Genomic DNA, 11,214 nt, shown 5'->3' on the forward strand with positions numbered 1-11,214 from the left:
CGGATCTTGTCCGGACAGCAGTAAAATTTTAAATCAGTCGACGACAGTGATTCCAGCAGAACGAGCAGTCCCTTCGACAATTTTCATGGCACTTTCGATATCATACGCATTTAAATCGGGCATTTTTATCTCAGCAATTTCACGAATTTTATCACGTCCCAGTTCTGCGACACGATCAATTTTGGGGTTACTAGAGCCCTTTTGCAAGCCGACAGCCTTGAGAAGCAATACAGATGCAGGAGGCGTCTTGGTAATATAGCTGAAGGAACGATCCTGATATACGGTAATTACAACCGGAACGATTGTATCACCAAGAGATTGTGTCTTTGCATTGAAAGCCTTGCAGAATTCCATAATGTTGACGCCATGCTGTCCAAGTGCCGGACCGACAGGCGGAGAAGGATTGGCTTTCCCTGCAGGAATCTGCAACTTAATGTACGCCATTTCTTTTTTAGCCATTGCTCTACTCCAAACAAACTTATGGCAGGCCGGATGCAAACCCAACACTGCCTTGATAAAAGATTATGTGCTTGCCACCTGGACAAACTCAAGTTCAACAGGTGTCTCCCTGCCGAAAATAGATACCATGACCCGCACCCGGCCCTTCTCAGGAAATACTGCATCAACAGCACCCTGAAAATTGGCAAACGGCCCATCAATAACTCGAACGACCTGACCGATATCAAACATTACTTTGGGGCGAGGTCTTTCTGAGCCAGCCTGAATGCGTCCTATTATTTTACCGGCCTCATCATCTGACAGTGGAACAGGGTTCTGATCATCTCCGACAAACCCCACAACATGATTCAAATGAATAGTGTGCCATGTAGCATCGTTAAGGTCCATGCTGACCAGCATATATCCAGGGAAGAACCTTCTTGAAGAAGTTTTCCTGACACCCTTCACCATCTCGACAACCTGTTCAGTAGGAACAAGTATTTCGCCGAAGGACTCCTCCTGATTCTCTTTTTTAATCTGCTTCTCGAGGGCAATTTTAACCTTCTCTTCAAAGCTGGAATGGACTTGTATGATATACCATTGCCTGGCCATATATTTCTCTTTATAAAAGATTAATCCCCTGAAAGACCAACACGCGGGGGGGCCGGTCAGCTTATCGTAAGATAGACGAGATAATACGTCCAAGGAGCAGATCCACAGAACCGAGATAAATTGATATGACCAGAGACAAAACGACGACGATCCCGGTTAAACCAAGAGTCGTCTTCCAGTTAGGCCATACTATTTTCAGAGATTCTGCCTTAACTTCGCCAGCAAACTTTTTCATCTGCGAAGGAGCAAACCATGGAATCGTCTTTTTTACGTTTTCAGCCTTATTACCTTTCGAAGCCATACTCGTACGCACTCCCTGCTGATTCCCGATATAAATCGTATCCTCACATTCGACACAAAATGGCAGGCCAGGAGGGAGTCGAACCCCCAACTTCCGGATTTGGAGTCCGGCACTCTACCAATTAGAGTTACTGGCCTGCACTATTTATTTGGTTTCTTTATGTGGGGTGTGAGTTCGGCAAAAAGGGCAATACTTTTTCAATTCAAGCTTGCCAGGGGTACTTTTCTTATTTTTTGTCGTTGTATAATTGCGCTGCTTACACGTTTCACAGGCAAGTGTAATAATCTCTCTCATAACCGGTTCCTATACAGAAAAAACACCCTGTCAATTCAGACAGGGTGCTCTTCTATTAATGCTAAAGAGTCTTAAGCAATGACCTCGCTGATAACTCCAGCTCCAACCGTACGTCCACCTTCACGGATAGCAAAACGAAGTCCAACATCCATGGCGATAGGGGTAATGAGTTCAACCGCTGCAGTGATATTATCACCAGGCATTACCATCTCAACACCTTCAGCAAGCTCAACTACACCTGTAACGTCAGTTGTTCGGAAGTAAAACTGCGGGCGGTAGCCATTGAAAAATGGGGTATGACGACCACCTTCTTCTTTACCGAGAATATAGCATTCGCATTTGAATTTGGTGTGAGGTTTAATCGTACCCGGAGCAGCAAGGACCTGACCGCGCTCAACCTCTTCACGTTTCACACCACGAAGAAGCGCACCGATATTATCACCGGCCTGACCTTCATCAAGGAGTTTGCGAAACATTTCGACGCCGGTACAGGTGGTTTTCTGAGTAGGACGAATCCCAATGATTTCCACATCATCGCCAACGCGAATAATCCCGCGCTCGACACGACCAGTTGCGACAGTACCACGACCGGAGATAGAGAACACATCCTCAACCGGCATGATAAACGGCTTGTCAATTTCGCGTACCGGCTCAGGGATATAGGTATCAATAGCATCCATGAGTTCCCAGATACATTTTGTCTTTACCTCATCTGTCGGGTTCTGAAGTGCCTGCAAAGCAGAACCTTTGATGAACGGAATGTCATCTCCGGGGTATTCATAGTTGTCAAGAAGCTCACGGAGTTCCATCTCAACGAGTTCAAGCAGCTCCTCATCGTCAACCATGTCGCACTTATTAAGAAATACGACAACTGCCGGAACACCTACCTGACGGGCGAGAAGGATGTGTTCACGGGTTTGAGGCATCGCGCCATCAGTCGCAGCTACAACGAGGATAGCACCATCCATCTGCGCGGCACCAGTGATCATGTTTTTCACATAGTCGGCATGGCCCGGGCAATCCACATGTGCATAGTGACGACTGGGTGTTTCATACTCAACGTGGGCAGTTGCAATGGTGATACCACGCTCGCGCTCTTCCGGTGCCTTGTCGATATCGCCAAAAGCAGTAGCCGCAGCCTGACCTTTGGTAGCCAGCACAGCGGTAATTGCAGCAGTCAGGGTGGTCTTACCGTGGTCAATATGCCCGATAGTACCTACATTGACATGCGGCTTTGTCCTTTCAAATTTTTTCTTTGACATTGTTGTCTCCTAAGGCTTTTTGAAAAGTGTTTCTTCAGAATTACGACCAGTGTCCCACTGGAGCCCACAACCGGAATTGAACCGGTGACCTCATCCTTACCAAGGATGCGCTCTACCAACTGAGCTATGTGGGCACCTGCTGCAACAGGAATGTATGGAGCGGGAAACGAGACTCGAACTCGCGACCCTCAGCTTGGAAGGCTGATGCTCTACCAATTGAGCTATTCCCGCCCGCTGAGCAAAATTTAAATCCTGCAGGAGTGGTGGAGGGGGAAGGATTCGAACCTTCGAAGGCTGAGCCGACAGATTTACAGTCTGTTCCCTTTGGCCGCTCGGGAACCCCTCCACACTTTTCTTCTTAATCGTCAAGAATAAGACGAAGCTTTTTATCGTGTTTCCTGCGAATTGTAAAGTCTTTTTTTTATATTGGAGCTGGCGATAGGACTTGAACCCACAACAACCTCATTACAAGTGAGGAGCTCTACCAATTGAGCTACGCCAGCTCACAAGAGGAAGAATTCTACACAAAGAATGTTTTTTATGCAACACGTATTTTCATTTTTTAAGAGAATACTTTCCCCCCATAATCTTTCAACGATCCTCCGTTCCCCTCGTGGAGAACGGCTGGCAGAAAAACCTTCCTGATAAGGATACCCATAAAAAAAGCCGCCCCGAAGGGCGGCTTCATCATGCTGCAGCTGCGCAGGCATTATTGTTTGGCAAAACTGCTTTCTCTATACTTGTCAAAAGCATAGGCAGTAGTCCTGAAAAGGATATGTGCCAGCTTTGTATAGGGCAGATAGAGAAACAGCATCATAATGGACACCAGGTGAAGGAAATATATAACATATCCGACAACAGGCATTCCCATCCAGCGGAACAGCTCGGCACCGATACCTGTGATACCAACAGCTGCAATTTCCCAGATCAGGAACCAGTCAAAAAAGGTCGGCAGAGTCTTATTGTCCTTCTCCAGTCTAACTCGATTTGACCAGAGAACCGCAATCCCAAAGATTAAAGCAATGGCACAAACATTCGCAAAAACTTTAAAAGGATCAGTCATCGGCAGAGGGCCGTGCAGTGACGGGTAGATAAGTCCGAGAACATCCTGGCGAAACAGAGACCACAGGGTAACAATAAGCAATCCGATGAAAGACAGCATCAAGGGAAGATGCCCAGTTTTCCGGTTGTGTTGTTCCCCGCATTCATCAAACCGTTTGTGTTGCAGAATCTCAACAAATGACGGCCAGATAAATTCTTTCCATGCCTGATTTGCCGAAGGCCGATATGCCCCTTCAAGACCCGCCTCTTTCCGCATGGCTTTCCACATGGTGGTCAAACCTCTCCAGGCGGAATAGAGAGCAAGGCCAAGACTTGGAACCATAATAAGAACAATAAAGAAAATATTCTTCGCATACCATTTAAAACCCCAATGCCCGAAGAATTGCGTATAACCATGCTGTGCAAATTCCTCATGGCTGGGAATCGTCATCCCCCCGGAGATCATCCACATAAGAAGAATAATCACGGTGGGAATTCCTACCAGCCAGGGCAGACCTTTCTCATTGGCACACAATTTTGCCAGCGGTTTCGGCCAGCCATAAAAGGTGTAGGCATAGGACCTGATTGCACTCATTACATCCCCGGGCTTTGCCCCCCGGGGACAACTGGCTGTGCAGTCACCACACTGATGGCAAAGAAAGACGTTGGGATCCTTGAGCAACTTGTCTGCCATCCCCCACTGGGCGTAAATCATCTCCTGACGGGGAAACGGATTTCCATCAGTAGACAGCGGGCATACAACAGCACAGGTTGAACACTGATAACACATCTTCAGGGTGTCACCACCTGTCGCCTTCAAGGTTCTGATAAGATCTAAATCCGGTTGAACATCCATTTCATTCTCCTGCTTTTAGCTGAATTGAATTTCAAAGAATCCGACCGGTTTATAAAACGGCCGGATTCTTCATCAGAAACCTTTGAAGGGATTCGGTCCCATTTCAACGATCTCGTCAACAAAGCCGTTGATGATTCCTGGTATTCTGTCATAATCGGTGATTGCTACCTGTTCTGTTTTGCAGCGTCCCGATTCAAGCCCGAGAGTAGTAAGAGTCTCAGCAGTGTTTTCCATCCGCCGGTTGGCTATTTCAGAGCCCTTAACAAAGTGACACTGGTAATCGTCACCGTAGGCACAACCGAGAAGGAGCACACCATCCAGCCCAGAGGAGAGAGCATCACGAATCCACGCCATGTTGACTGATCCAAGACAACGTACAGGCACAACCCTCACCATGTGGCTGATGCCATTACGTCTCATACCTGACATATCAATTGCAGGATAGGCATCGTTTTCGCAGACAAAAGCAACAATCCGCAGACGGTCTGCATCATCCTCAGGAACTTCAATGGCTTTGACCATGGAACCGATCATGTCAATGTTGTAATCCCTGAAGCCGATAATCCTTTCAGGACATGCTCCCATACAGATTCCGCAACGACGACAACGAGTCGGGTTGGGCAACGGCGTACCGCGCTCATCATCGTCAAGAGCACCGAATGGACACTCTTCAGTACACCGTTTGCACTGGGTACAGCGCTGCATAAAAAATTCTGGGTATGTCTGGTCACCAGAGCGGGGATGAACAGCCACTCCGCGATCAGCAGACTCTATACATTGAATAGCCTTCAGAGCTGCCCCTGTGGCATCATCAATTGTCTCCTCCATGGTCTCCGCTTTACGCACACCACCACAGGTATAGACACCCGTTCGACGAGTTTCATAGGGGAAGCAGATAAAATGAGAGTCGGCATAACCGTCAAAGAGGTCAAGATCGTTGAACGTCGGCCCCTGGCGATACGCCAGATTAATAGAGTTTTCATGCAGGGTCATCGGCTCCATACCGGCAGCAAGGACAACCATATCCACATCAATATTCAGAGTTTCTCCAAAGAGAGTATCCTCTACCGTAACGGAAGCCCCTCTGCCCTTTTCTTCGACGAGAGTAACAGCACCTTTCGTCAGAAAAACGCCGTCATTATTCTGCGCGTCTTTATAGAAAAGCTCCATGGAACCCGGAGTCCTCATATGCTGATAGAGGATAAATGCCTGCCCATCCTCATTGTCATCAATAACATAGTGCGCCTGTTTCAGGGCAACCATGGAGAGTACAGAGTTACTGTAGGGGAAATCCTTACTGTTCTCTTTTCCACCGGGGCTTTGGACGAAAGCGACTTTTGCGGGTACTTTCCCCTCTTTGGCCAGTTTCTCAAACTCGGCATTGGTAACAACGCTCTTGATTTTACCATAACCAAGATGTTCGAATTGTGAGACATCCGCCGGTTTCCAGCCCGTTGCCAGGACGACCGCACCAATTTTAAGTGCTTCAGGATTAAGTTGAGTATAAGGACGCAAACCGTCGTTTGGATCTTTCTTCTCACCCTTGTTTATCAGGTCCTGTTCCTCGACTGTTACCTTTGCCGGTGCATCCCATTCACAGGTGGTACCGGTAGCCTTGAGGGTAACTCCAAAATTCCCGGGGGCACCTGAGATACGGGCAACCTCCGTTCCAGTCTTGACAGTGATACGGGGATCAGCCTCAACCTCTGCGATGAGACCATTAACGGGATTAGTCTCGAGAGCCGTCCATGGAGACCGACTCGGAAAAGATTGTCTCCAGCCAAGGGCCTTGCCACCAAGTTCGTCTTCTCTTTCAATGAGGACAACATCGTATCCCGCTGCAGCTGCTTCTTTTGCAGATGTGAGACCAGCAATACCGCCACCCATAACGAGCACATTTCTCGTTAAAACCTCAAGCTGGTAGGGATCAGGCAGTTCCGTCTTCTGGGCACGGACACAGGCCATACGCATGTAGTCCGCCGCCGATTCATTCAGAAATGCAGCTGCATCGGGAGAGGGCTCTTCACCTTCCGCAGGTTTCATTTCCGACCAGATCACCTGCTCCCGCAGATTGGCACGGACAGTAATCTTATCTTCGCCGAAATTAAATTCATTCGTCATTACACGCGGAGAACACGCACCAACGACAACCGTGTTCACTCCGTCATCAATGTCTTGCTGAATAAGGGCACGACCTTCTGCACTGCAAAGGCATTTGTGAACCTTGCACTCCATGGTCATTTCTTCGGTAACGACTCCACTCAAGGCATCAATATCAAGACTGTCTCCGATGCCACAGCCGGAACAAATATAAGCACAATATTTTTTATCCATCGTCTTTTACCTCCCGGATATCTGAATCGCCTTTAAGGCGGCAGCAGTTGAATTTTGAGTACATGTAACAACGTCAGACGCCTTTTTCGCACAACCGGCAGCAATCATTCCCTTCTCATTTTCACTGATGATAAAGCCATCACTGTCGGTATGAAGAGCAACCGGAAGAGGGGCAAGTGCCTGAACTGCCTGCATGCCGGTAGCAAGAACGACCATATCCACCTTCTGCGATATCTTCTTCGCGTTCAGGGCATCTTCAGCAATTACAGTTACACCACCGTCTTCTTCGGGGATAACATCTGCGACTTTCCCTTTGATGAAGAATGAGTTTTTATCATCCATCAGCTTATCACTAAACTGCTCGTATTTTCCGGGAGTTCGCAGGTCGATGTAATAGACATAAATTTTTGCTGCAGGATATTGCTCACGGATATACGTTATCTGCTTGAAGGTTGCCATGCAGCAGACGTAGGAGCAATATCTAAGGTTATTCTCATCCCGTGAACCGGCACATTGCACAAACGCAACCGATTCAATCTCTTTATTGTCACCCGGACGCACTATTTTTCCTTTCGTGGGCCCATTCGGAGATGCAAGACGTTCCATCATCATGTTGGTGATTATGGCATCGGACTGGTCAAACTTGAGGTTTTCTATTTTTGAAGCGTCATAGGGGTTCCAACCAGTAGCCCAGACGATGGACCCGACCCTGATTGTACGGGTCTCTGCCGGCATATCAAGATCGATCGCATCATATTTGCAGGCTGCCTGAATTGCTTCGGCACCCTCTGCGCTCAGAGCTTCCTTATCAATGACATAGCGACGGGGAAAAGCCATCTCGTGAGGGATGTAGGCAGCTTTACGCTTGTCCATGCCAAAGTTAAACTCATTGTCCACCTCGTCAGGACATGCTTCAGAGCATGCCCCACAGGCGGTACAGTTACTGTTGACATAACGCGGAGCGGTTTCCAGTACCACCTCATAATTTCCAGGTGTACCACTCACTGACTTCACGGTCGTCATCGTGTAAACGCGAACTCCCCGATTGTCTCTAATCCGACGGTAGTTTATTTCAAGACCGCAACTCGGCGGGCACAATTTTGGGAAATACTGATACATCTGAGAAACTCGCCCTCCGAGGGAGGGATTTTTCTCAACCAGAAATACATCCTTTCCGACCTCAGCGGCTTCAAGGGTTGCGGTTAACCCGCTAATACCCCCGCCTACGACCAATACCGCACCAGAGGTACCTTGCTCGTCAGTCATACCTAACCTCCATAGAAAAAAATATTAACTGCTGTACTGAAATTGCATCACCTCGCGACATCAGCCAGCAGGCCTTGCCACATTACCACTTTGAATTTTTAGCTTATCTGCGACAGAGTTGCAAGCAACGCTTCAGTCCTGTTGATATTTATCAGCGGGGAATCCACATATTTAACTGCTTTCCCTGCAGCTCTCTCGCAGAAAAGCAAGAAAGCCTCCAGGAGTCGCACGACTCCTGGAGGCTTTCTCTTACATCAAGTCAAGACTTCCAGGATTAGATCCAGGGTTCGGTCTCAACGATGTTTATACAGTCAACTTTCTCGCACTTCCATTCCTCAGTATCAGGATTGTAAGTAGAGTTGACGAAGCACTTCCAGTTTTCGTCATCAATGTTCGGGAAGTCAGACCGATAGTAGAAGCCCGGATAACGTGATTCTTTACGGAATTCGATATGACGGATATGAGTCTCAACACACCAGATACGATGATAGTTTTCCCAGCAACGGAGCAATTCATGCAAGTCACCGGCAGCCATTTTCGCAGCATCCTCACGAAGGAGAAGGAGGAGATCAAGGCAGATGTTAAGAAGTTTTCCAGAGGTCATATAATATGTTGCAACTCCACCACCATATTCGTCAGTGGCTTTCATCAGTCGCATCATCAGACCTGCGGGTTTGCAGTAGTTCGGGTTGACGTCTGCTGCAGTAGATGCACCAGAGAATTCGTCATAGAGTCTAACGGGAGCATACAGTTCGTCAGCCAGTTCTTGAGCGGTTTGCTTCAGTTCTGGTTTGAAATCTGCGTGGTCACGAACAAATTTGACCATCTGCTTGGCAACAATCCGACCTTCAGCATGAGATCCGGAAGAGAACTTATGACCAGAAGCACCAACACCATCACCGGCAGTGAAGAGACCGTCGACGGTAGTCATACGGTTATAGCCCCACTTGTATTGATGCGAACGACCCTTGTCTGCACCTACATCAGGAACCCAGTCTTCGTTCGGGCCAGAAGTCCAGATACCGCAGCAGCCAGAGTGAGAACCCAGCATGTAAGGTTCAGTCGGCATAATTTCAGAGCCGATTTTCTCAGGTTCAATGTTGGCACCAGCCCAGAGGCCAGCCTGACCAACAGACATATCAAGGAAATCTTCCCATGCTTCAGACTCAAGATGTTTCCAGAATTTCTTGAGGTCTTTTTCATTCATACCGGCAGCTTTCTTTTCATCCATGAAAGCACCAAGGGCAACATCTGTAGCCATATAGATCGGGCCACGGCCTTCTTTCAACTCATTAATCATGAGGTGATTACGCAGGCAGGTCGGGGTAACAGCAGACGCGCCGTAAGGCAGATATTTATCAAGTTCTGCTTTGGCAGCATCGCCACCGGCATAGAACTCACCAAGACCGTTTTGAACTTTGGCTTTGAAAAGAAGGAACCATGCTCCAACCGGGCCGTAACCATCTTTGAAACGGGACGGGGTGAAACGGTTTTCCATCATGGTCAGAGTAGCGCCGACCTGAGCACACATGGTGTAGGTGGAACCTGCGTTCCATACCGGATACCATGCACGGCCTTTACCTTCACCAGTAGACCGGGGACGGAAAATATTAACAGCACCACCACAGGCAACCATAGAAGCCTTGCAACGGAAGACATGTACTTTATTTTCACGGGTAGAGAAGCCAACTGCACCGGCGATACGATTCGGGGTGTTTTTGTCGAGGAGCATTTTAACGATGAAAACACGCTCAAAGATATTATCAGCACCAAGAGAAGTAGCAGCAGGCTCAGCAACGATACATTTGTAGGACTCACCGTTGATCATGATCTGCCATTTACCGGTACGAACCGGGGCACCGCCTTCGCGCAGGGTCGGGGCTGGCTTGGAGCCGTCCAGGTTGCCGCCGTCTTCAGCTCTTTTCCAAACAGGAAGGCCCCATTCTTCAAACAGCATGACAGACTCATCAACGTGGCGACCAAGGTCGTAGATAAGGTCTTCACGAACAACGCCCATCAGGTCATTACGAACCATTTTGACGTAGTCTTCGATTTTGTTTTCGCCAATATAGGTATTAATGGCGGAAAGTCCCTGAGCAACAGCACCGGAACGCTCAAGACATGCTTTGTCAACGAGGACAATTTTCATATCAGCAGGAGCCCACTTTTTGATTTCAAAAGCGCAACCGCATGCAGCCATACCGCCACCGACAATGAGAATGTCAACATCATGCTCAACAATCTCAGGGTTTACAACGGCTTTCAATTCACCTTTCGGTTTATTAGGTAATGCCATGTTCAAATCTCCTATAAAAATTTTTCTGCAGGTTCAGAATTCAATTGCACAAGCCTGATTTATTCTGGAGAGGAAAGTTCACCCTCAAGGAACAGACTTTCACTATCAAGGTCTGCGCCGTTCTGACCGACATAGGCATTAGCTGCGCCCTCAGCGGTGGTACGAATCGGAAACTTGAAACGCTTCTGGTTGCCATTACGGAACTTGACAGTCCACATAATAGAGTCAGAAGATCTCAGCGGATGAACCTGGCCACCCATCGGTACAAAGTCATCATAACCGCGAACAAAGATTGCGCCCTGGGGACAAATCTTCACGCAGGAGTAGCACTCCCAGCATGCATCAGGCTCCTGGTTGTATGCTTTCATCTCTTCAACATTGAGCACCATCAAGTCGTTGGGACAAACATACATGCACGCAGTCTTGTCGCCACCTTTGCAGCCGTCACACTTGGAAGGATCTACATAACTTGGCATTTAAAATACCTCCTCAGTTTGGGATTAACTGTTCAGAC

Annotated in this window: 10 protein-coding genes and 5 tRNA genes; all 15 read right to left on the minus strand. The window is 48.0% G+C overall.

Going from position 1 to position 11,214, the window contains the following annotated elements; translation table 11 throughout:
• Nucleotides 1–33 precede the first annotated feature (33 nt).
• A complete protein-coding gene (gene rplK / locus JWG39_RS03370) occupies nt 34–459 on the minus strand; it encodes a 50S ribosomal protein L11 (protein ID WP_205217951.1) in 426 nt (141 codons plus the stop codon).
• Nucleotides 460–522: 63 nt separating this feature from the next.
• Nucleotides 523–1,050 (minus strand): transcription termination/antitermination protein NusG, encoded by a 528-nt coding sequence (gene nusG, locus JWG39_RS03375; RefSeq protein ID WP_205217952.1) that lies wholly within the window; start codon nt 1,048–1,050, stop codon nt 523–525.
• Between the two features lie 61 nt (nt 1,051–1,111).
• Complete coding sequence (gene secE, locus JWG39_RS03380) at nt 1,112–1,351, minus strand: preprotein translocase subunit SecE (protein ID WP_205217953.1); 240 nt, start codon at nt 1,349–1,351, stop codon at nt 1,112–1,114.
• 60 nt (nt 1,352–1,411) lie between these two features.
• Nucleotides 1,412–1,488: transfer RNA gene (locus tag JWG39_RS03385), tRNA-Trp, on the minus strand.
• A gap of 7 nt (nt 1,489–1,495) precedes the next feature.
• A complete protein-coding gene (gene rpmG / locus JWG39_RS03390) occupies nt 1,496–1,645 on the minus strand; it encodes a 50S ribosomal protein L33 (protein WP_205217954.1) in 150 nt (49 codons plus the stop codon).
• A gap of 71 nt (nt 1,646–1,716) precedes the next feature.
• Complete coding sequence (tuf, locus tag JWG39_RS03395; protein ID WP_205217955.1) at nt 1,717–2,907, minus strand: elongation factor Tu; 1,191 nt, start codon at nt 2,905–2,907, stop codon at nt 1,717–1,719.
• Between the two features lie 58 nt (nt 2,908–2,965).
• Nucleotides 2,966–3,041: transfer RNA gene (locus JWG39_RS03400), tRNA-Thr, on the minus strand.
• A gap of 21 nt (nt 3,042–3,062) precedes the next feature.
• Nucleotides 3,063–3,138, minus strand: a tRNA-Gly gene (locus JWG39_RS03405).
• 30 nt (nt 3,139–3,168) lie between these two features.
• Nucleotides 3,169–3,253, minus strand: a tRNA-Tyr gene (locus JWG39_RS03410).
• Nucleotides 3,254–3,334: 81 nt separating this feature from the next.
• Nucleotides 3,335–3,410: transfer RNA gene (locus JWG39_RS03415), tRNA-Thr, on the minus strand.
• Nucleotides 3,411–3,616: 206 nt separating this feature from the next.
• Nucleotides 3,617–4,804 carry a quinone-interacting membrane-bound oxidoreductase complex subunit QmoC gene (gene qmoC, locus JWG39_RS03420; protein WP_205217956.1) on the minus strand — a complete coding sequence of 396 codons (1,188 nt, stop codon included), beginning with the start codon at nt 4,802–4,804 and terminating at the stop codon, nt 3,617–3,619.
• Between the two features lie 72 nt (nt 4,805–4,876).
• On the minus strand, nt 4,877–7,138 hold the full coding sequence (locus JWG39_RS03425; RefSeq protein WP_205217957.1) for an FAD-dependent oxidoreductase: 2,262 nt from the start codon (nt 7,136–7,138) through the stop codon (nt 4,877–4,879).
• 6 nt (nt 7,139–7,144) lie between these two features.
• The gene (locus tag JWG39_RS03430) at nt 7,145–8,404 is read right to left on the minus strand and encodes a CoB--CoM heterodisulfide reductase iron-sulfur subunit A family protein (protein WP_205217958.1); all 1,260 of its coding nucleotides are present in this window, start codon (nt 8,402–8,404) and stop codon (nt 7,145–7,147) included.
• 274 nt (nt 8,405–8,678) lie between these two features.
• Entirely contained in the window at nt 8,679–10,700 is a 2,022-nt protein-coding gene (gene aprA / locus JWG39_RS03435) for an adenylyl-sulfate reductase subunit alpha (protein ID WP_205217959.1), read from the minus strand.
• Nucleotides 10,701–10,759: 59 nt separating this feature from the next.
• Entirely contained in the window at nt 10,760–11,176 is a 417-nt protein-coding gene (gene aprB / locus JWG39_RS03440) for an adenylyl-sulfate reductase subunit beta (protein ID WP_205217960.1), read from the minus strand.
• Between the last annotated feature and the right edge of the window lie 38 nt (nt 11,177–11,214).

Source organism: Desulforhopalus vacuolatus (assembly GCF_016918505.1).
Taxonomy (GTDB): domain Bacteria; phylum Desulfobacterota; class Desulfobulbia; order Desulfobulbales; family Desulfocapsaceae; genus Desulforhopalus; species Desulforhopalus vacuolatus.